Origin of the sequence: Curtobacterium sp. VKM Ac-2887, assembly GCF_015350935.1 — a bacterium.
Taxonomy (GTDB): Bacteria; Actinomycetota; Actinomycetes; order Actinomycetales; family Microbacteriaceae; genus Curtobacterium.
Genome location: NZ_JADKSB010000010.1, coordinates 42873 through 63597, shown reverse-complemented (window position 1 = coordinate 63597; position 20725 = coordinate 42873). Strand labels below are relative to the sequence as shown.

The 20725-nt window shown below is 71.5% G+C and carries 23 protein-coding genes; 5 read left to right on the top strand and 18 right to left on the bottom strand.

The features are described from left to right. Nucleotides 1-66 precede the first annotated feature (66 nt). From ITJ69_RS12945 to ITJ69_RS12925, 5 genes are read right to left on the bottom strand one after another with little or no spacing between them, the layout of a single operon-like run. Entirely contained in the window at nt 67-642 is a 576-nt protein-coding gene (locus ITJ69_RS12945; RefSeq protein WP_111085395.1) for a hypothetical protein, read from the bottom strand. 56 nt (nt 643-698) lie between these two features. Then, a complete protein-coding gene (locus ITJ69_RS12940; RefSeq protein ID WP_194672950.1) occupies nt 699-1697 on the bottom strand; it encodes a hypothetical protein in 999 nt (332 codons plus the stop codon). After that, nucleotides 1694-2497 carry a heme ABC transporter ATP-binding protein gene (locus tag ITJ69_RS12935; protein WP_194672949.1) on the bottom strand — a complete coding sequence of 268 codons (804 nt, stop codon included), beginning with the start codon at nt 2495-2497 and terminating at the stop codon, nt 1694-1696. Before ITJ69_RS12935 ends, ITJ69_RS12940 begins: the two co-directional genes overlap by 4 nt. Continuing rightward, nucleotides 2494-3597 carry a FecCD family ABC transporter permease gene (locus tag ITJ69_RS12930; protein ID WP_416354935.1) on the bottom strand — a complete coding sequence of 368 codons (1104 nt, stop codon included), beginning with the start codon at nt 3595-3597 and terminating at the stop codon, nt 2494-2496. The genes ITJ69_RS12935 and ITJ69_RS12930 overlap by 4 nt, the downstream gene beginning before the upstream one ends. After that, nucleotides 3594-4721 carry a heme/hemin ABC transporter substrate-binding protein gene (locus ITJ69_RS12925; protein ID WP_159570924.1) on the bottom strand — a complete coding sequence of 376 codons (1128 nt, stop codon included), beginning with the start codon at nt 4719-4721 and terminating at the stop codon, nt 3594-3596. Before ITJ69_RS12925 ends, ITJ69_RS12930 begins: the two co-directional genes overlap by 4 nt. 118 nt (nt 4722-4839) lie before the next feature. Here ITJ69_RS12925 and ITJ69_RS12920 point away from each other — a divergent pair, with 118 nt between their 5' ends. Continuing rightward, nucleotides 4840-5877 (top strand): glycerate kinase, encoded by a 1038-nt coding sequence (locus tag ITJ69_RS12920; protein ID WP_194672948.1) that lies wholly within the window; start codon nt 4840-4842, stop codon nt 5875-5877. Between the two features lie 114 nt (nt 5878-5991). Then, nucleotides 5992-7038, top strand: coding sequence for an NAD(P)-dependent alcohol dehydrogenase (locus tag ITJ69_RS12915; protein WP_123937370.1), 1047 nt, complete (start codon nt 5992-5994; stop codon nt 7036-7038). A 76-nt stretch (nt 7039-7114) separates the two neighbouring features. Here ITJ69_RS12915 and ITJ69_RS12910 read toward each other — a convergent pair whose 3' ends face one another. The 4 genes from ITJ69_RS12910 to ITJ69_RS12895 all read right to left on the bottom strand — a co-directional run bounded on the left by ITJ69_RS12910 (nt 7115) and on the right by ITJ69_RS12895 (nt 11186). After that, a complete protein-coding gene (locus tag ITJ69_RS12910; protein ID WP_194672947.1) occupies nt 7115-8557 on the bottom strand; it encodes a hypothetical protein in 1443 nt (480 codons plus the stop codon). Then, a complete protein-coding gene (locus tag ITJ69_RS12905) occupies nt 8547-9380 on the bottom strand; it encodes a TIGR03943 family putative permease subunit (protein ID WP_194672946.1) in 834 nt (277 codons plus the stop codon). The genes ITJ69_RS12910 and ITJ69_RS12905 overlap by 11 nt, the downstream gene beginning before the upstream one ends. After that, a complete protein-coding gene (locus ITJ69_RS12900) occupies nt 9367-10386 on the bottom strand; it encodes a permease (RefSeq protein WP_123672144.1) in 1020 nt (339 codons plus the stop codon). The genes ITJ69_RS12905 and ITJ69_RS12900 overlap by 14 nt, the downstream gene beginning before the upstream one ends. A gap of 221 nt (nt 10387-10607) precedes the next feature. Continuing rightward, entirely contained in the window at nt 10608-11186 is a 579-nt protein-coding gene (locus ITJ69_RS12895) for a TetR/AcrR family transcriptional regulator (protein WP_323743099.1), read from the bottom strand. A gap of 96 nt (nt 11187-11282) precedes the next feature. On the opposite strand from ITJ69_RS12895, the gene ITJ69_RS12890 reads away from it, so the two are divergent. Next, entirely contained in the window at nt 11283-11597 is a 315-nt protein-coding gene (locus ITJ69_RS12890; protein ID WP_123293830.1) for a DMT family transporter, read from the top strand. A 1-nt stretch (nt 11598) separates the two neighbouring features. Beyond that, the gene (locus tag ITJ69_RS12885) at nt 11599-11970 is read left to right on the top strand and encodes a DMT family transporter (protein ID WP_194672945.1); all 372 of its coding nucleotides are present in this window, start codon (nt 11599-11601) and stop codon (nt 11968-11970) included. Between the two features lie 231 nt (nt 11971-12201). Here ITJ69_RS12885 and ITJ69_RS12880 read toward each other — a convergent pair whose 3' ends face one another. Further along, entirely contained in the window at nt 12202-13341 is a 1140-nt protein-coding gene (locus ITJ69_RS12880) for a CE1758 family FMN-dependent luciferase-like monooxygenase (protein WP_194672944.1), read from the bottom strand. 85 nt (nt 13342-13426) lie between these two features. Beyond that, a complete protein-coding gene (locus ITJ69_RS12875) occupies nt 13427-14326 on the bottom strand; it encodes a phosphatase PAP2 family protein (protein WP_123937365.1) in 900 nt (299 codons plus the stop codon). A gap of 238 nt (nt 14327-14564) precedes the next feature. Here ITJ69_RS12875 and ITJ69_RS12870 point away from each other — a divergent pair, with 238 nt between their 5' ends. Beyond that, nucleotides 14565-15014 (top strand): DUF4383 domain-containing protein, encoded by a 450-nt coding sequence (locus tag ITJ69_RS12870; protein ID WP_165901145.1) that lies wholly within the window; start codon nt 14565-14567, stop codon nt 15012-15014. A 63-nt stretch (nt 15015-15077) separates the two neighbouring features. Here the strand turns inward: ITJ69_RS12870 and ITJ69_RS12865 are convergent, their stop codons facing one another. The 7 genes from ITJ69_RS12865 to ITJ69_RS12835 form a co-directional block, all read right to left on the bottom strand. Then, a complete protein-coding gene (locus ITJ69_RS12865) occupies nt 15078-16409 on the bottom strand; it encodes an ATP-dependent DNA helicase (protein WP_159570901.1) in 1332 nt (443 codons plus the stop codon). Then, nucleotides 16406-18343 carry a cytochrome c oxidase assembly protein gene (locus ITJ69_RS12860; RefSeq protein WP_194672943.1) on the bottom strand — a complete coding sequence of 646 codons (1938 nt, stop codon included), beginning with the start codon at nt 18341-18343 and terminating at the stop codon, nt 16406-16408. The genes ITJ69_RS12865 and ITJ69_RS12860 overlap by 4 nt, the downstream gene beginning before the upstream one ends. Nucleotides 18344-18518: 175 nt before the next feature. After that, nucleotides 18519-18806: an HU family DNA-binding protein gene (locus tag ITJ69_RS12855; RefSeq protein WP_111085379.1), complete on the bottom strand. Its 288-nt coding sequence runs from the start codon at nt 18804-18806 to the stop codon at nt 18519-18521. 278 nt (nt 18807-19084) lie between these two features. Then, the gene (gene rpsN / locus ITJ69_RS12850) at nt 19085-19390 is read right to left on the bottom strand and encodes a 30S ribosomal protein S14 (RefSeq protein WP_111085378.1); all 306 of its coding nucleotides are present in this window, start codon (nt 19388-19390) and stop codon (nt 19085-19087) included. Nucleotides 19391-19392: 2 nt separating this feature from the next. After that, the gene (rpmG, locus tag ITJ69_RS12845; RefSeq protein WP_017886456.1) at nt 19393-19563 is read right to left on the bottom strand and encodes a 50S ribosomal protein L33; all 171 of its coding nucleotides are present in this window, start codon (nt 19561-19563) and stop codon (nt 19393-19395) included. After that, nucleotides 19563-19799: a 50S ribosomal protein L28 gene (rpmB, locus tag ITJ69_RS12840; protein ID WP_111085377.1), complete on the bottom strand. Its 237-nt coding sequence runs from the start codon at nt 19797-19799 to the stop codon at nt 19563-19565. Before rpmB ends, rpmG begins: the two co-directional genes overlap by 1 nt. Before the next feature lie 230 nt (nt 19800-20029). Then, the gene (locus ITJ69_RS12835) at nt 20030-20722 is read right to left on the bottom strand and encodes an alpha/beta fold hydrolase (RefSeq protein ID WP_123672148.1); all 693 of its coding nucleotides are present in this window, start codon (nt 20720-20722) and stop codon (nt 20030-20032) included. Nucleotides 20723-20725 lie beyond the last annotated feature (3 nt).

Below are 20725 nucleotides of genomic sequence, written 5' to 3'. Positions count from 1 at the left end.
TCCTCGGGTCGGGTGGTGCGCGTGTGGGGAGGCGGTGCCCCGGGCGGACCCGGGGCACCGCGTGGGTCACCAGGTGACGGGGACCTGGACCTCGTCGAGGTCGACCGGGTCGTTGGCGACGCCGTGCGCCGAGAACGTCTGGACGAAGCACTCGTACTGCCCGAGGGCAGCGTTGGCGGTCGCGGTCTTCGTGGCGTCGTAGTCGCAGCTGACGGTCGCGGCCGCGTCGCCGGTGTGGTGCGGGTCCGCGGTGTAGGACTTCGCGACGTCGATCGTCGTGGTGAAGCCGCCGCCGGCCGTGAACGCGCTCTTCGACACCCACTGGGCGGAGCCGAACCAGCCGGAGTTGGTGGCGTAGTCCGCCTGCTTGGGCCCGTAGACGACGTAGACGCCGAAGCCGCGCCCCTGCGCGTCCCCGTCGAAGCCGCTGCCGGTGACCGTGACGCTGCCGTCCGAGACGCCGTGGAGCGCCCCCGGGCCGTCGGTGACGACCGAGGCCGGACCGCTGACGGACAGGCTGGCGCCGTAGTCGTTCGTGACCGCGGTGGCCGCGGACGCGCTGACCGCGGGCAGGACGGCGATCCCGACCGCGGCGACCCCTGCCGCCAGCGTGATCCCGAACGAGCGTGCGATTCGTGTCATGTTCGTGTTTCCCTCTCGATGTGGGCGCCCCCTGTGAGCACCCGGGTCCGGTGGTCCTACGGCGCGACGTCGGTCGCGGTGCGTCGTGCGGTGCGGCGGGAGTGCACGATCGCGAAGACGACGAGCGCCGCGACGGCCACGACGAGCGCGGACAGGCCGCCGAGCACGATGCGCAGGACGCTCGGGTCGATCCCGCCCGCGGAGCCGTCGGCAGCCGCGGCCGCCACCGCCGAGGGGGTCGCCCCGGCCGGCACGGTGGGGGTCGCCGACGCGGTCGGCTCCGCGGTGGCGCTCGGCTTCGCCGTCGACCGCGCGGACGGCTTCGTGGTCGCGCGGGTGTCGGCGCTCGCCTCGGACGACGGCTCGGCGGACGGCCGGGAGGCACTGCCCGCGTCCGTCGTGTCGGCCGGCGCCTGCCCGGTGGTCGCCCTGGTGCCGCCACCGGCCAGCGTGCCGCCGCTGCCGTACAGGTTCTGCACGGAGACGGGTGTGAACGACTCGTTGTTCGCGTTCGCGACGCCGTGCGCACCGATCGTGATGATCCCGCACTGCACGACCGTGCAGTCGACGGTCTTCGCGGCACCGTTCCGGTCGAGCGCCTGGAACGTCGAACCGGGGACCTTGAGGGTCGCGGACCAGGTGCCCGTGGCGGAGTCGACCGTGCCGCCGTTCGCCGCCGACGCGGTGGTGCTGCCCTCGAAGGCCACGAAGTCGAGGTACCCGGTGGGGTTCGACTCGTCGTCGGGCACGTAGCTGTAGTCCGCGCCCGTCGCCCCGCCCTTGCTCGGCTGCCAGGTGCCGTTCACGGTGCCGAACGCCACGTAGATGCCGCCGTACCCGTTCTTGATGCCCTGGAACCCGGAACCGCGCAGGCGCAGCGTCGTCAGGTACGTCGAGTCGACCTGGTTCGTGACCTCGGGGTGCCCCTCGATCGCGACGCTGACACGGCCGGCTGCCGATGCGGGGGCGACGCCCACCAGGGCGGCTCCCCCGGCACTGAGCGCGACGAGCAGTCCGGCGAGCGCGAGCCGCAGCGGGCGGGTGCGGGTGGTCACGAGGAGGCCTCCTGGAGGGTTCGGGACGGCACGACGACGGGCGTGCCGGTGTTCGGGTCGGGCACGACGGTGACCGGGTGTCGGTAGACGGTGCCGATGCGGTCGGCGGTCAGGACGTCGGTGGGGGTGCCGTCGGCGACGATCCGGCCGCCGGCGAGCATGGCGACGCGGTCGGCGTACGCCCCGGCGAGGCTCAGGTCGTGGAGCACCACGACGACGGCGCCACCGGCCCGGGCGTGTGCGCGGGCGACGGCCAGCACGGCCTCCTGGTGTCGAAGGTCGAGGGCGGCGGTCGGTTCGTCGAGCAGGAGCACCGGGGTCGACTGCGCCAGGACCCGGGCGAACGAGGCCCGGGCGCGCTCCCCGCCCGACAACGAGGGGAACGCCTGGTCGATCCGGTCGGCGAGTTCGACCTGGTCGAGCACCCGCGCGACCACGGTGTCGTCGTCGACCGCTCGCGGGGTCCCCCGCCACGGAGCACGGCCCATCCGGACGACCTCGCCGACGCGGAACCCGAAGGCCACCGCGGTGTCCTGCTCGAGCACGGCGCGACGACGAGCGGTCGCGAGCGGTGCTTCGCCGCCGGTGCGCACGCCGTCGATCGCGACCGTGCCGCTGTGGGCGAGGTCACCGGCGATCGCCCGGAGCAGCGTCGACTTGCCGGCACCGTTCGGACCGACGAGCGCCAGGACCTCGCCCGCGCGCACGGTCAGGTCGACGTCGGCGAGCAGCGGTCGTCCGTCGATGACGACGCCGATCCCGGAGACGACCACGGCGCCGACCGCGCTCGACTCGATCATGCCCAGCCTCCCGACCGTCGGCGGGCACGGCGCAGGAGCCAGAAGAAGAAGGGACCGCCGACGAGCGAGGTCAGCATGCCGATCGGCAGGTCCGCGTACGGCACCAGGGTGCGCGCGAGCAGGTCGGCGATCGTCAGGAGCAGGGCGCCGCCGAGCGTCGAGACCAGCAGCAGCGGGCCGTGTGCCGGGCCGATGACCATCCGCATCAGGTGCGGGACGACGAGCCCGACGAACGCGATGATGCCGGCGAACGCGACCGCTGCGCCGACGAGCAGGGCGACCACGACGATCGCGACGACCCGGACGGCCTCGACCCGCACCCCGACGTGCCGCGCGGCCCGGTCACCGAGGGCGAGCAGGTCGAGCGAACGCGTCAGCACGACGGCGCCGACGAGGCCCGCACCGATGACGGGGGCGATCGCTGCGGCCTGGTCCCACATCGAGCCGTTCAGGGACCCGAGCTGCCAGAACACGATCTGCTCGCGCGCCTGCTGGTCGCCGAGGAACGTCAGGAAGGCGAGCCCCGCGCCGGTGAACGCGTTCACGGCGATGCCGGTGAGCAGGAGTGTGACGACCTCGGTGCGGCCGCCGGCACGGGACAGCCCGTAGACGAGCAGCGTCGCGACCAGGCCCGCGGCGAAGGCCATCAGCGGCGTCGTCCAGTACCCGGCGAACTGCAGGCCGAACACGATCGAGGCGCAGGCCCCGAACGCCGCGCCACCGGACACCCCGACGACGCCGGGGTCGGCCAGGGGGTTCGCGAACACGGCCTGCATGAGCACACCGGCTGCGGCGAGCGCGGCTCCGATCAGCAGCGCCATCACGACCCGCGGGAACCGGATCGTCCACAGCGCTTGGGTGACGAGGTCGTCGGCGGGGCCGTCCACGGGCAGCCCGATCGATCGGCCGACGGTCCGGAGCACCTCGGCGGGCGAGATCCCGAGCTGTCCGACGCTCGCCGACACCAGCGTCGCGACGACGAGTGCCACCACGAGCCCGGTGGTGAGCAGCGCGATGCGGCCGACCCGCGACCTGGACGTGACCGCCGGTGCGGCGGGGACGTGCGTGGCGGGCGCGATCCGTTCCTCCCGGACGGTCACGAGGCGTCCGCCGGACCGTAGATCGCCGCGGCCAACGCGGCCACGATCTCGGGCGTGCGCGGCCCGAAGCTCATCACCGTCGTGTCCGCCATGTCCACGATGCGGCGGTGCTCGCCCGCGGGCGTCTTCGCGATCGCGGGGACCCGCTGGAGCAGCCCGTCGACGCCGTCGACGGACTCGAGGCCCTTGGTCATCATGATCACCAGGTCCGGCTGCATGGCGACCAGCGCCTCGGCGTTGACGGGGCGCATGCCCGTCCAGTCCTGTTCCGTCGCGACGTCCCGCCCGCCGACGGCGTCGATGAGCGAGTCGGCGCCGGACTCGCTGCCGAACAGGTAGTAGATCCCGGCGTTCCCCCGCACGTACAGGAACACCATCTTCAGCTTGTCGGCCCGAGCCGACGGCGCGATCCGGGCCACCTGCGCGGCGACGGCCTGCTCCTGCGCGTGCACCTCGGCGGCCAGGCGGTCGCCGGTCGCCGGGACGCCGAGCGCGGTCGCGACCTGCTCGATGATCGCGTCGGTGTTCGTGGTGTCCCGGTGCGGGTCCAGGACGACGACGGGGACACCGGCCTTCCGGATCTGCAGGACGACGTCCCACGGGCCGAGTGAGGTGTCGGTCAGCAGCACGGTCGGGCGGAGCGCGAGGATCGCCTCGGCGGAGAGTTCGTGGCCGTTCTGGGTGACGAGCGGCAGGTCCTCGGTGCCGGAGAAGCCGGTCGAGACGTCCCGTCCGACCAGGTGGTCCCCCAGGCCGAGGCCGTACACGGTGGACGACAGCGTGCCGGAGATGTCAAGCGCGAGGATCCGGTCCGCGCTCGTGACGGTCACCTCGGTGTCCTGGTTGTCGGTGACGGTGACGGGCAGCTCGGGCTCGTCCACCGTGCTCGCCGTCGGCGGCAGGTCGGTCGCCAGGGTCGCGGTGCGCTCGCCGGTCACGTCCTGCGCGTCGGTCACCGGGGCGATGGCCTGGAGGCTCGCGGCCGGGTCCGTCGCGCTCGTCCCGCGACCCGCGGCCTGCGTCGCACCCGCGGTGCCGGTGCCGCCGCCGGTGCAGCCGGTCGCCACGGCGAGGACGACGATGGCGGACGCTGCGGCCGTGAGGGCGCGACGGAGTGACGACATGGAGATGATCCCGAGTGCTGGTTCGTGAAGTTAGGTGAGCCTCACCTAACCGTTAACTTAGGTGAGCCTTGCCTACCTTGTCCAGCACGTGTCGCCGTCTCCCCGCTACGGTGGTCCCGTGCGCATCGTGGTGGCTCCGGACTCGTTCAAGGGCACCGCGACCGCGGCGTCCGTCGCCCAGGCGGTCCGCGACGGCTGGTTGGCCGAACGCCCCGACGACGACGTGGTGCTCGTGCCGATGGCCGACGGCGGCGAGGGCACCCTCGATGCCTTCGCGACCGCCGTCCCCGGTGCCGTCCGGGTCCCCGTCACCGTGACCGGGCCCGCCGGCACCCCCGTCGAGACGTGGTGGCTCATGCTGCCCGACGGCCGTGCGGTGGTGGAGCTCGCGGCGACGAGTGGTCTGCCACTGCTCGACGAACTCCTGCCGGACACCGCGACGAGCCGCGGGTTCGGCGAGGCGATCGCCGCCGCGCTCGACGCCGGCGCCACGGGGCTCGTGCTCGGCATCGGCGGCAGCGCCTCGACCGACGGCGGCCGTCCCGTGCTCGAAGCCCTCGGCTACGACGGCGATCGCGGCACGCTGCGTGCCCTGCCACCGCTCGGCGTCACCGTCCTGACCGACGTGACCTCTCCCCTGCTCGGCCCGACCGGCGCCGCCGCGGTCTTCGGACCCCAGAAGGGGATCGAGCCCTCGCGGGTCGCATTCTTCGACGAGCTGCTGGCCGCCTGGGCCGCCCGCTTCCCTTCGGTGGACCCCGTGACCCCCGGCGCCGGCGCCGCGGGTGGCGTCGGCTTCGGCCTGCTCGCCTGGGGTGCGACCCTGGCCCGCGGCGCGGACGGTGTCGCCGAGGTACTCGGGCTGGCCGACCGACTCACCGGCGCCGACGTCGTGATCAGCGGCGAGGGCCGGTACGACGACCAGTCCGCCGCCGGCAAGGTCCCGTCGGTGGTGCGGTCACTCACGGCGACGCACGCCCCCGGCGCCCGGTCGATGCTCGTCGCCGGCGCGATCGAGGCCTCGCTTGACGACTACGCCGCCGCTGCCTCGCTCACCGTCCTCGCCACGCAGACCACCGGGGAACCGGACGACGCCCTGGCCGACCCGCTGCGCTTCGCCACGATCGCGGGCCAGCGCCTCGCACGGCTGGCCTGACCACTCCGATTCCCGCACTGGGGAGCCCCATTGGAACCTCCCACGCTGTGGCGCGCTCCATCAGACTGGTTCCGGGCCGGAACCGGCCCGCAACGCACCCCCACGAGGAGATCATTGCGCACCGTCAACGCCTACGCGGCACCGTCAGCGACCGAGCCGCTCGTCAAGACCACCATCACCCGTCGTGACGTCGGAGCGAACGACGTCGAGATCGACATCGCCTACGCCGGCATCTGCCACTCGGACATCCACACCGTCCGCGGTGAGTGGGGCCAGATCCAGTACCCGCAGGTCGTCGGCCACGAGATCGTCGGCCACGTCTCCGCCGTCGGCGAGAACGTCACCAAGCACCAGGTCGGCGACCGCGTCGGCGTCGGCTGCATGGTGAACTCGTGCGGCGAGTGCGAGAACTGCGTCGCCGGCGAGGAGCAGTACTGCCTCAAGGGCAACATCCAGACCTACGCGGGCGTCGACCCGGCCGACGGCTCGATCACCCAGGGCGGCTACTCGCAGGCGGTCGTCGTGAACGAGGACTTCGTCCTCCGCGTCCCCGAGTCGCTCGACATCGAGAAGGTCGCGCCGCTGCTCTGCGCCGGCATCACCACCTACTCGCCGCTGCACCACTGGAAGGCCGGCCCCGGCACGAAGGTCGGCGTCGTCGGCATGGGCGGCCTCGGCCACATGGCCGTCAAGATCGCGGTTGCCCTGGGCGCCGAGGTCACCGTCCTGTCGCAGACCACGTCGAAGGAGGCCGACTCGCTCCGCTACGGCGCGAAGGCCCACTACGCGACGAAGGACCCGGAGACGTTCGAGAAGCTCGCGAACTCCTTCGACCTGATCATCAACACCGTGTCGGCGAAGATCCCGATGGGCTCGTACCTCGGCCTGCTCGCCGTCGACGGCACCATCGTCAACGTCGGTGCACCGTCCGAGCCGCTCGAGGTCCCCGCCTTCGCGCTCATCGGGTCGCGCCGCAGCTGGGCCGGTTCGGCCATCGGCGGCATCCGTGAGACCCAGGAGATGCTGGACTTCTGCGCCGAGCACGACATCCTGCCGGAGACCGAGCTCATCAGCGCCGACCAGATCAACGAGGCCTACGAGCGCGTGCTGTCCTCGGACGTCCGCTACCGCTTCGTGATCGACGCGGCCACGCTGGCGTAGTCGTCACCACCTGATCCACGGAAGGCCCGGTACCAGCTGGTACCGGGCCTCCTGTCTGTGTCTGTCCGTCGGGCCGTCAGCCGACCTCGTCGCCGGACGGCAGCGCGCCGCACCAGTCGACGGAACCCGCGTCGATGCTCGCCCCGAGCGCACCGGAGGTCGCGTCGACGATGCTCACCAGCTCGTCGGTCGCCGACTTCGTCGCGACCGCCACGAACTGCCCGTTCGGGGACGGGCAGACCGCCGTGACGCTCGCGTCGTCGGGGACGGTCACCGGCAGCCGGGAGGCCCGCCCACCGTCCACGCGCACGATCCGTGCCGAGACGGTCCCGTCCGACCGCACGTCCCCCAGCACGCGCAGGTACGTGTCGTCCGTCAGCGGGGCGATCCTGCCGAGCACCGCCGCGTCGGTGCTCGCGGCCGGCGCCCGCAGCGCCGTCTTCGCGCCGTCGGTCAGGTCGAGGCGCTCGATGCCCGTGCCGGTCTCGACCACCGCCGTGGTGCCCGAGCCGACGAACCCGTGCAGGTACGTGGCGCTGCCGAGCCGGACGGGGTCGGCACGGCCGCTCATGTCGACGAGCACCAGGTCGTCGCTGCCCGTCCGCACCAGGGCGCTCTCGGTCCGGGGCACGTAGGCCCACTGCCCGACCGTCATCGGCACGGCGCCCGTCTGTGGCTTCCCGTCCTCGGCGATCGCGGTGGGCAGGTGCGTGCCCGTCATGTCGACCACGTACAGACCGGTGTTCCGCGACTGCCCGGTGGACGTGTCGGCGTACTCGAACCCGAACGAGGCCGCGTCGTCGGCGACGTGCAGCGCGGTGACCCGACCCTGCGAGGACGGCAGGGTGAGGTGCTCGACGGGGGCGTCCGGGTCCTGCACCCCGCCGGACAGCGCGACCACGTCGACCGAGGAGCTCGCGTCGCTGCCGCTGACCACCACCAGGGACCGTCCGAGCCGGGCGTACTCCGAGATGTCCGTGCCCTGGTACACCGTGGTCGCGCCCCCGGCGTCGAGGGAGCGGCGCACGATGCGGTCCTTCGCGCCGTCGGCTCCCGGCACGAGGGCGAGGACGTCGGTGCTGCCGGTCCGGATCGCGGCGGTGAGGTCCGCGGTGGCACGCTGCCCCGGAGCCCGGACGTTCGCGACCGTCACCGTGTAGTCGCGGTCGTAGGCCAGGGGTCCGGCGAACTCGACCGCGATCGTGTTGCCGCTCGAGGTCACGGTGTGCGCGGCCGCGGGGCTGACCCGGACGTCGTCGGCGGACACCTGCTGCAGTGCCTGGTTCGCCGTCAGGATCACCCGCTGCGCCGGACGGGACACCAGGCCGGTGGCGTCGTACGACACGTCGCGCAGGCGCGGCCCCTGGTGCGACCCGACGACGGCGGCGAGCGCGGCGACGACCGCCAGGACGAGCACGACGGCGAGGTACCGGCGGTGGAACCGGCGCGTGACCGGGCGGCGGTCGGTGCGCTCAGTACTCGTGCCCGTCTCAGTACTCGTGCCCGTCTCAGTACTCATACGGGTCCTTCGGCTGCGCGATCTCGGTGACCTTCGCGGCCTTGATGACGATGCGGGCGTCGGCGGACTGGTCCGGGTTCGCCGCGAGTGCGCCGGTCACCGTGACCCACTGCCCCTCGTCGGGCTCCGCCTCGGTACGGTCGCCGCCCTCGGTCACCACGCCGAGGCCGACTGGCTGGGCGTCCACGGCGCAGCAGCTGATCACGAACCGGGTGAGCGTGAACGAGCCGTCCTGGCCGGGGACCACGAAGCCGGACAGCCGCACCTGCTTGCCGACGAGCGCAGTGGTGTCGGTGGTCTGCCGGATCAGCGCCGCCCAGTCCTTGACGCCGTACTCCGAGGTGTCGACGCCCTCGCTGCCGAGCAGGGAGACCGCCGCCTCGGAGCCCGTCGCGTTCGACAGGGTCGCCGAGTCCACGCTCCGCTGCTGCGCGGTGCGGGCGGACAGCGTCGTCGGGGGCAGCACCAGCATCGACACGGTGACCCCGACCGTGACGATCGCGGCCGCTCCGCCGAGGGCGAGGCGGACAGCGCGACCACGGCCGGGCCTGCGCCGCCCGTGGTCGTGGTCCGGCTCGTGCTCGTGCTCGTCCGCGTCGTCACCGTGCGTGTGGCCGTGGCCGCGTGCGATGACCACCAGGCCCGCGATCGAGGCGGGCACCGCGACGGCGGCGAGCACGATCGTGAACACCGAGTAGCGCGGGTTGATGTACAGGTCGAGGTGCCCGACCAGTGCCAGCCACAGCGTGCAGAGCGCCACGGCCAGCACCGACCCGAGGCCCAGGTACGCGGGCGCGTTGCTGCGTGCATCAGACGAGGACATTCATCACCAATCCCACGGCGCCGGCGAACAGGACGCACACGACGGCGAGCAGCACCAGGAACCGGACCCGGAACGTCGTGCGGAGCAGGGCGATCATCTTCACGTCGATGATCGGCCCGATGATCAGGAAGGCCGTGATCGACCCGGGCAGGAACGTCGAGGCGAACGACAGCGCGAAGAACGCGTCGACGTTCGAGCAGAGCGACACCGTCATCGCGAGCAGCATCATCGCCGCGACGGAGAGCACCGGGTTCGAGCCGATCGCGACGAGCGTGGAACGCGGCACCGCGACCTGGATCGCCGCAGCGAGACCGGCGCCGACGAACAGGGCCGGCATCATGGTTGCGGTCTCGCCGCCGAACTGCGCGGCGCTCTCCCGCCAACGGTTCCGGCTCCGTGGTGCGCCGATCGCAGCGCGGCAGCGGGCCTCGAACGCAGGCAGCAGCAGGTCGGCCGGACGGCGGTGTGCGGCGACGATCCAGCCGACCAGGTTCGCGATCACGAAGCCGCCGACGATCCGGACCGGCAGGATCCAGCCGGACCAGCCGAACGCCTGCGCGGTGCTGATGATCACGAGCGGGTTGAGGATGGGGGCGGCGACCAGGAACGTGACGGCCTCGGCAGGGGTGAACCCGCGCATCATCAGGCCGCGGGCGAGGGGCACGTTCCCGCACTCGCACACCGGGAACAGCATGCCGATCAGCGAGATCACGGCGCGGCGGCCGAAGGCGTTCTGCGGCAGGACCTTCTCGAGCGCACCGACGGGCACCCACACCTCGACGACGATCGACAGCACGATGCCGAGCACCACGAACGGCAGCGACTCGACCACCACGCTGATCGCCAGCGTCAGGAAGTCCTGCACGACGTCCGGCAGGCCGGCGGTCCCGATGCTCGGGGACAGCAGCCGGATCCCCAGGAGCACGACGACGGCGAGCAGCACGAGGCCCGGGCCCGTCAGGGAACGGGAGCGGGAGCGCTGCTGCGGCGGCGTGGTCGTCGTCACCCGGAAAGGATAGGCGACGCGTGCTGCGTGGCGGTCCGCGCGCGGCCGCCTGCGCACCGTGCGAGCTCGTTCACCCCGTGCAGGGTTGCTCGCTCGGTGCAGGCCTGGAGCGCCGCACGGAGCCACCAACAACGCACGGGTTCGCGAACCCAGCACCGTGCACGTGCTCCACCGCCAGCCACAACGCCGCACCGGCCCGCGAACCCAGCACCGTGCCGCAGTCAGACCCGGGCGATGCCCGCCACGTGCCGGTCGAGCGTGTCGATCGCCCACGAGGCGTCACCCCCGGGATCGACCCGCACGATGTGCATCGCGAGCCCGTCCACCAGGGCGTGCAGCCGCCGGGTCTCGTAGGGCACGTCGGCGTCCGGCACCCCGAGCGCCCGCAGGATCCGCCCGCACCACTCCCGCATCTCGTCGACGACCCGGTCGTGGAACGGCCGCAGCTCGGTGTCGGTCAGCGCCGCCGTGCCGAGGCCCAGGTAGACGTCGAGCTCGATGCGTCGCTCCTCGTCGAGGGGCAGGAGCTCGAGCAGGACCGCGTGCGCGTACGCCGTGCCCCGCAGGTCCGCGGGCACGGCGTCGATCCGGGCCGCGGTCGCGTCGAACACGAGCTCGAGCGCGTGCGACCGGACGCTCGCCTGGGTCGGGAAGGTGTAGCGGACGGTGCTCGGCGGCAGTCCGGCCTCCGCCGCGACGTTCCGGACGCTGAGCGCCCCGAGTCCGTCGCGGGCGAGCACCCGGCACGCCGCTTCGGACACGGTGCGGCGCCGCCGCTCGACGTCCATGCTCCTGGCCACGACGCCATACTCGCACAGTCGTACGAACTCGTGCTACCGTCGAAGTCGTTGTCGCACAGTCGTGCGACTATGCCACCGAAGGAAGGGAACATCGTCATGGCCTGGGTCATCCTCGTGCTGAGCGGCGTGCTCGAGGCCGTCTGGGCCACCGCCCTGAGCGCCTCGAACGGCTTCAAGAAGGTCGTGCCGACGATCGTGTTCATCGCCGGCATGGCGCTGAGCATGGTCGGGCTCGCGTTCGCGATGAAGTCGATCCCGGTGGGCACCGCCTACGCCGTCTGGGTCGGCATCGGCGCCTCGCTGACGGTCGTCGTGTCGATCCTGCGCCGGCAGGAAGCCGCGTCGCTCGCACGCCTCGGCCTCGTGTTCGGCCTGGTCGCCTGCGTCGTCGGCCTCAAGGTGGTGAGCTGAGGTGGCCTGGATCGTCCTGTTCCTCAGCGCCACGCTCGAGACCGTGTGGGCGACCGCCCTCGGCGAGAGCGACGGCTTCACCCGACCCGGCCCGACCGTCGTGTTCGCGATCACGATCGTGATCAGCCTCGTCGCCTTCGGCTACGTCCTCAAGCACATCCCGATCAGCACCGCGTACGCCGTGTGGACCGGCACCGGTGCAGCACTGACGGTGCTGTGGGGCATGGCCACCGGCGCCGAGCCCGTCACCCTGCTGCGCGTGCTGTTCATCGCCGGGATCGTCGGCTGCGTCGTCGGCCTGAAGCTCGTGCCGGCCCGCCCGGTCGCCGAGCCCACCGCCCCTCTCGCTAAAGCGACAGATCTCCGCCGATGATCGGCGGGCAACTGTCGCTTTCGCGAAGGTGACGGCAGCGCCATCCGCAGGACTGTCGCTTTCGCGATTGGCGCTCTGGACGCGCGCCGGGACGGACGGGAGGCCCGGTGCCAGCTGGCGCCGTGCCTCCCGTCCGCATGTGGTCGCGTGAACCCCGCATCGTGAGCAGAAAAGGTCGGGTCACCTCGCGGGACCCGACCATTCCTGCTCACGAACCGAGCGCTGAGAGCGTCAGACGGAGGCGCCCGTCCACTCGTCCTCGGCGGCGACGTGGTCGCTGCCGACCGTGCCGGCGGCGAGCGCCGCGGCGGCGCGCTCCGTGTGGCTCGGCGGGTTCGACGGCACGTCGGACGGACGGCCCTCGTCGTTCAGCTTGCGGAGCTCGGGGACGATGTCCGTGGCCAGGATGTCGATCTGCTCGAGCACCGTCTTGAGCGGCAGCCCGGCGTGGTCGACCAGGAACAGCTGGCGCTGGTAGTGGCCGACGTGGTCCTTCATGGCCGCGTACCGGTCGATGACCTGCTGCGGCGAACCGACCGTGAGCGGGGTCTGGGCGGCGAAGTCCTCCATCGAGGGGCCGTGCCCGTAGACCGGGGCGTTGTCGAAGTAGGGCCGGAACTCGTTGACCGCGTCCTGCGAGTTCTTCCGAGCGAAGAACTGCCCGCCCAGACCGACGATCGCCTGGTCCGCACGGCCGTGACCGTAGTGCTCGAAGCGCTGGCGGAACAGCCCGACCATCTGCTCGGTGTGCTGGATCGGCCAGAAGATGTTGTTGTGGAAGAAGCCGTCGCCGTAGTACGCGGCCTGTTCCGCGATCTCGGGCGTGCGGATCGAGCCGTGCCAGACGAACGGGGGCACGCCGTCGAGGGGGCGCGGCGTCGAGGTGAAGCCCTGCAGCGGCGTGCGGAACTTGCCCTGCCAGTTGACGACGTCGTTCTCCCAGAGCTGGCGGACGAGCGCGTAGTTCTCGATCGCCAGGTTGACGCCCTGACGGATGTCCTGCCCGAACCACGGGTAGACCGGGCCGGTGTTGCCGCGACCCATCATGAGGTCCATGCGGCCGTCGGAGATCACCTGGAGCATGGCGTACTCCTCGGCGATGCGCACCGGGTCGTTCGTGGTGATGAGCGTGGTGCTCGTCGAGAGCGTGATGTCCTTCGTCTTCGCCGCGAGGTAGGCCAGCAACGTGGTCGGCGACGATGCGACGAACGGCGGGTTGTGGTGCTCGCCGGTGGCGAAGACGTCGAGTCCGGCCTGGTCGGCGTGCTGCGCGATCGTGAGGATGTCGCGGACGCGCTGCGTGTCGTCCGGCGTGGTGCCGGTCGTGGGGTCGGTCGTGACGTCACTGACCGTGAAGATGCCGAACTGCATGTTGCGCCGCCTTTCGCGATATCGATGCGTTTGCATCGACTTGCTGGGTACAACGTAGCGTACGCCGGTGCATTCCCACCAGACGTCAGCGAGCTGCGGACAGCGCTGCGGGGTCGGTCCGGGCCGCGTGGTGCATGCCGTCGAGGAACCACACCGCGGTCACCACCGCCAGGACGCTCGCGCTCGAGGCCAGTCGTCCGGCCATCAGGATCGCGGCGTGGTCGTGAGCGCCGTCCCCCGTCAGGCCGACGACGAGCGCGGCGACGCCGACGGCCAGCGTGACCCCGGTGGCGACGAGCAGGACGACGCTGACCACCCGGCGCGGACCCCGACGGCCGTCCCGGTCACCTCGGAGTCCCCGGTCGACCCTCGGCCCGAACGCCCGGACGACGCCGAGCCAGAACATCGCGATCGCGCACGCCCCGATGATGTCGCTCACCCGGTGCCAGCCGTAGACGACGGTCTGGTTGGCGACGAAGACCGCGTAGGCGGCACCGAGCAGCGTGACGATCGGCCGGAAGCGACGGGGCGTGACCATCAGGACGGCGAACAGTGCGGCCAGCGCGATGGTCGCGTGGCCCGAGGGGAACGAGTTCGGCGTCGTCGACTGGGCGATCTCCGGGCGCTCGGCGATACGCTTGACGAGCGTCGAGGTGGCCGCCGACGCGAGCACCACTGCACCCGCGCCGAGCCCCACCGAGAGCCGTCGCCTGGCGAACGCCACCGCGACGATCACGACAACGAGCAACAGGATCACCGGCACCGAGATGACGTTGAGCGCAGTGTCCGAGCTGAACAGGTCGGACTCACGGACCCCGCCGAGCGCGGCGTCCTCCATGCGCTGCCCCACCGGCGTCAGCACCGCGGCCGCGTAGACGGAAGGCACGATCACGAACCCCAGAGCCGCCAGCACACCCCACCGCAACCGCCGCGAGACGCTCGGTCCACGCGACTCCGGTGCATTGCGCTCGGGTGTCAAGGTCACCGGGCTGGTCCTCCTCGGAGTGGTCGTCGTCGGTCTCGTCGCACGCCTGGTGACGGCGCTGCGATTCGGACGGTCGGGGTCGGACACGATACCGTTGGCTCACCGGCCGGAGGCTGGGAACCGCGCGGCCGTCACCCGCGGATCCCGCGCTGTGCCGCTCAGTGCCGCGCCGCTCAGTCCGGCGGGCACCGCCGGACTGACGCACGTCGCGTCGGCAGTGTACGAGGAGGAGACCGAAGTGGCCATCAAGGAACCGGGCATCACCGCCTCACCGAACCGCGGGCTCGCGCTCACGGTCGGTGGCGTCCTCGCACTCTGGGGCATCCTGGGCTTCTTCTTCGCCGCCGACGGCGACCCCGGCTTCTTCAGCCGCCAGGGCGGGATGCTCTGGAACGCCTTCGGGGTGAACCCGCCGCTCGCCCTCATCTGGGTGCTGCTCGCCGCGGTCCTGCTCATCACCGGGCTCGGCACCACCATCGGTTCGCGGAACGGCAACCTGGTCGTCGGCGCCGTGCTCGTGGTGCTGGCCGTCTACGGCTTCGTCTTCGTGAACACCTCGGCGAACATCTTCGCGCTGAACACCACCGACAACGTGTTCCACGCGATCGTCGGGGTCATCCTGCTGCTGACGGCGCTCGGTGCCGACAAGGAGAACCTCCGCGCGCTGCGTGCGGCGGCTCGCGCCTGACGCACCGACACGCTCCCCGACGCCCGTCTGCCGCTCCGGCAGGCGGGCGTCGTCGTGTGTGCGTCAGGCGTCGTCGCCGGAGTCGGGGTCCGGCGCAGGCTCCGGCTTCCGGGCTTCGAGTGCCGTCGCGACGATGCGCGGCGCCTCGGACATGAAGCGTCGGACGTCCGTGTCGACGATGATGTCCTGCGGCCGCAGCGGCCGGGTCAGGTACAGCCCCTCGAGCGACGTCAGCCGTGACAACGCGACGTACGTCTGTCCGGCGCTGAACACCCGGTTGCCCAGGTCGACCACCGCGCGGTCGTAGGTGCTGCCCTGCGACTTGTGGATCGTCACCGCCCAGGCGAGCCGCAACGGGAACTGCTGGAACTCACCGACGGTGTCCTTCTTGAGTTCCTTCTTGTCGGCGTCGTAGGAGTACTTGAACTTCTCCCACACCGACGGCTGGACCTCGAAGGACTCTCCGTCGACGTCGACCCATACCGTGTCGCGGATCGCCGTGACGATGCCGAGGGTCCCGTTCACCCACCGCTGGTCGGCGTCGTTGCGCAGGAACATCACGTGCGCGCCGGGCTTGAGCTCGAGGGCTTCGTCGGCCGGGAAGTTCCGCCCGCCGAAGTCGCCGTTGACGTCGGCCTTCGCGGTCTTCACCTTGCCGGGCAGCCGTTCGAGCGCCGCCTTGTTGATGCGCGCGACGGTGTCGTTCCGGGTGGCGAGGGTGATGGCGTCGTCGGGCGAGGGTCGTGCGCCCGCGGTGTTCAGCTGGTCGGCGATCTCGGCGGTGACCCGGCCGTGCCGCACCGCCGTGAGCATGGCGGCGAAGGCGTCGTCGCGCTGGCGGTGCACGGTGGCGAGCTCGATGATGTTCAGCTTCGCCTCGAGCCACACCTTGGCGTCGAAGAACCACATCGACCGGTAGTGGTCGGTGAAGTAGGCGCGTTCGTCGGCACCGCCCGGGACCGGCGGCAACTGGTACGGGTCGCCGAACATGACCACCTGCACTCCGCCGAACGCCTCGAACTGCCGCCCGCGGGCCTTGCGGAGCGAGCGGTCCATCCCGTCGAGCAGGTCGGCGTTCACCATCGAGACCTCGTCGATCACCAGGGTGTCGATGGTGTTGAGGAGCTTGCGGGTGTCCGGTCCCTGGCGCAGCTCGGCATCGGCGATGAGCCCGATCGGCAGGCGGAACAACGAGTGGATCGTCTGGCCACCGACGTTCAGGGCCGCGACCCCGGTCGGTGCGCAGATCACGACCTGCTTCTCGGTGTTCCACGACAGGTGGTTGAGCAGGGTCGATTTGCCCGTGCCGGCACGACCGGTGATGAAGACGTGGTCGCGGGTGTGCTCGATGTACTCGAAGACGGCCCGCTGCTCGCCGCTGAGCTCGACGCTCATCGTGCGTCCTGCTCGAGGGTCCGCGCGTCCGCTCCGAGCGTGCGCGCCGCCGATCCAGCGCGCCGCAGCTGCACGAGCACCACCACGACGACCGCCACCAGGAGCAGCACTCCGGCGGCCGCGAGCACGAGCCCACCACGGGCCTGGTCGACGAGCGGATCGGGGCCCCACGTCCGCCCCATCGCCCCGAACCACGACGCCTGCAGCAGTCCGAGCGGCCCGCGCATCGCGACGCCGAGCGACACCGCTCCGGCGGCGACGACCGCGGCCCCGACGATCCGGACGACCGCCGCACCGCGGGTCGGGTACCGCTGGCCGGCCGCGACCGGTGTGAAGAGCGTCGGCATCGCCAGGAGCCCGACGAGCAGGAAGCCCACGTCGATGACCGTGCGCCCCGTGGAGTCGCTCACCGACCAGCGGACGGCATCGGTGGCAAAGTACGCCCACCACACCGCTGCGGCGAGCAGGAACGCCGGGAAGGGCTGCACCAGGTAGCGGACCGCGGCGTTGTCGACCAGCACACCGGTCCACTCGCGCACGCCGGTGCTGTCATCGTCGCGCGGGTGCACCGCGGCCCGGATGAGCACCACCGGAGCCGCCGCCCACACCAGCGCCGGCACCACCAGGCCGAGCAGCACGTGCGCGCCGACGTTCGCCGACACCAGGAACCGGTCGTACTGGTGCAGCGAACCGGACGTCGCGACCACGAGCGAGATGATCGCGAGGGCCGCCGCCACCGAACGGCGCACCGGCCAGTGGACCCCGGCGCGGCGCAGGCGCACGACACCGGCCGCGTAGGTCGCAGCGAGCAGCACGGCGGCCATCAGCCAGAACAGGTCGATGTTCCACTGCGTCAGCCAGCCCCAGGCCCCGGGCGCGTGCGGCAGCAGGTCGTCGGTGAGCAGCTCGGCGGGGCTCGGGTCGGTCGTCTTGCTCAGCGCGATCTGGTCGACCGGGGTGGCCGTGCGTCCGAGCGCCGCGGCGAAACCCGATGCGACGCCCATCACGGCGAGCTCGACCACGATCAGGGTCCAGAACGGGCGGTGCCGTGCCGGCGCCTCGGTCAGGGAGCGGATCGCACGCCGACGCTGCACGGCACCGAGGACCCCGATGGCGACGATCGCGCCGATCTTGACCAGCACGAGGGTGCCGTACGGCGTGAACAGGTTCGACAGGGCACCCACGCGGATCTGTGCCGAGGCGACACCCGACACCGCCACGAGCACGAAGCACCCGAGCGCGATGCTCGAGTACCGCGCGACGACCACGGCCAGGCGGTCACCGGGCAGCACGCCGCGCAGGAGCACGAGCATGGTCAGGCCACCGACCCAGAGCGCGGCGCCGACCAGGTGCAGGCCGAGCGCGGTCACGGCGGCGTCGTGGCTCGCGGTGCCGGCGGCGTGGCCCTGCTGTGCGAGCGGGATGAGGCCGATCATCGAGACACCGGCGGTCAGGGCGACCATGCCCCGGGAACGGACGGCGAAGCAGAGCACCGTGACGGCGGCGGCGACGAGCACCGTCACGAGCCAGGCGAGCCCGAGGTCCGTGCCGGTGAGGAACACGCCCATCGACTGGCCGAACTGCTCGTCGATGCTGATCTTCGAGCCGGCGACGCTCAGGAACGTGAAGAAGGTGGTGACCGCGGACGACACCGTCCAGAGCCCGCTGGCGGCGGCCGCGACGTCGATGGCGCGGTTCCACTCCGGGCCGGAGCGCGAGAGTCCGACGGTGGCCAACGCGAGGCCGCCGATCGTCGCAGCGGCGGACAGGTCCACGACCAACCGGGAGATCGGCAGACCGAACCGGACCAGGGCACCAGGGTCGGCGATCAGCGCTGCGTTCGCACCACCGCCGATGACGAGTGCCGTGAGCAGCGCCACGAACCCGACGAGCAGGAGCACGGCGGGACCGGCGATGCGCGCGATCCGATTCACCCGTCAAGCCTAGGCGGTGCCCACCCGGCCACCGAACCGGCGGGGCCGACCTGTGGGAACCGGCACGGGCCTCCCGGTCGACGCGACAGGACGAACGCGACCCGACGCACCGAACGCACCCCGGGAACGACGAAAGGGACGGCCGAAGCCGTCCCTCCCGATGCGCGGAACAGTCTTACTTGACCGCAGCCTTGAGCTTCGAGCCGGCGCTGACCTTGACCGAGTCGCTCGCGGCGATCTCGATGGCCTCACCCGTCTGCGGGTTGCGGCCGGTGCGGGCGGCGCGGTGCGTCTTCTCGAAGGCGATCCAACCGGGGATCGTGACCTTCGTGCCGTCCGCGACGGACGACGAGACGACGCTGAAGAGCGCGTCGACGACGCCGTTGACGGTGGCCTGGCTCTGGCCGGACTCGGCGGCGACGGCAGCGACGAGCTCGGTGCGGTTCAGTGACTTGTCAGCCATGGATGTCCTCCTCGGACTTCTTGCAGTATCGGTCGGACGGACGTGCCGTCCGGCGCCCGGAGCGGTTGCCCCGTGCCACGGTGCCAGTGGGCCGAGGGCCCGGCGGAACCGGAGTTGAACCTACCAGCCACATCGGACGTTTTCAGCCGACTCGCCCGGATTTCCGGGCTTGTCGCGGGTCCAACGGGGCAGATGTGACCCCTGAGGCACCCTTGTACCCCGGACACAGCGAACGCCCCGCCACCAGGAGGTGACGGGGCGTCGGGTACTGCGAGTGCTTACCAGGAGCTCTTCGTGATGCCGGGGAGCTCTCCACGGTGGGCCATGTCGCGGAAGCGGACACGGCTGATGCCGAACTCACCCAGGTGGCCACGGGGGCGGCCGTCGATCGCGTCGCGGTTGCGGTAGCGGATCGGGGATGCGTCGCGGGGCAGCTTCTGCAGGCCCACGCGAGCGGCCTCACGCGACTCGTCGGAGCCGTTCGGGTCCACGAGGGCCTTCTTCAGCTCGAGACGACGCTCGGCGTAGCGCGCGATGATGACGGCACGCTGGTTGTTCTTCGCGATCTTGCTCTTCTTCGCCATGCTTAGCGCTCCTCACGGAAGTCGACGTGCTTGCGGATCACCGGGTCGTACTTCTTCAGCACGAGACGGTCGGGGTTGTTCCGACGGTTCTTCTTGGTCACGTACGTGAACCCGGTGCCCGCCGTCGAGCGGAGCTTGATGATCGGACGGATGTCCTGACCCTTTTTCGCCATCAGATCTTCTCCCCACGGGCGAGGACGTCCTTGACGACGGACTCGATGCCCCGTGCGTCGATGACCTTGATGCCCTTAGCGCTGACGTTGAGCGTCACGTTGCGACGCAGCGACGGCACGTAGTACGTCTTCTTCTGCACGTTCGGGTCGAAGCGGCGCTTCGTCCGGCGGTGCGAGTGCGAGATGTTGTGACCGAAGCCGGGAACGGCGCCGGTCACCTGGCACACTGCTGCCATGGTTTCCTCCTGAGGTACCGTGCGACCGGACGGCCGCACCCAAGTTCACTTGCCTGGTGCGCACGCGCAGGACCACCGGAGTGGTGCATGCGAGGGGGTTGTGCACACCGCCCAGGCCCGCAGCCCCTGTCGAAGGGGGAACGGACACCACGCGACCGCGGCGTTCGCGACGGTCGGAGGGCTTGGAACAACGGGTCCGCCACGCGGACGTGGAGGACCAAGGGAAGAGCTTACGCGAGCTCCGGGCGTGTCGCAAGCGCACGCACCATGAGCTCCCCGAGTTCGCGCGGCGCCGTGAACATCGGCCAGTGTCCGGTCTCGAGTCCGACGATGCTGAGCTCCTCGGTCGCGACGAGTTCCGCGGCCCAGGTCTGGTGGTCGGCCACCATCGTCGCGAGCTCGGTCGCCGGGATCTCACAGGTGATCACCGTCGCGGGGATCGTGTGCCGGGCGGCGTCGGCGTAGTGGAACCGGTCGGACGGCACGGCGGCCGGCTCCGGGATCGCGCGGTGCTCGAAGGACTCCCGCAACGCCGGCGTCATCCCGCGCACCGTGGCCGGCTCCCAGACGTCCCACGAGGGCAGCGGCACCACACCGTCCACCACGGGCAGTTCGTCGTTCACGCAGCCGCCGGCGGGACCGGGGAACGTGTCGACGTAGAGCAGGTGCGCGACGAGCGAGGGTCGCTGGTCGGCGGCCATGTACGCGATCGGTCCGGCGCCGGAGTGTCCGGCGAGCACGACGGGCTCGTCCGGGCTGGCGACGTCGTCCAGGCGCTCCACGAGCGCCGCGACCTGCTCGTCGAGCGTGTCGCCGTCGCGGGTGATCGCCTCGACCGTGTGGCCCGCCTGCAGCAGCACCGGGGCGACGTCGTCCCACGCGCTCGCATCGAGCCAGAACCCGGGGACCAGGATGACGTGCATGGC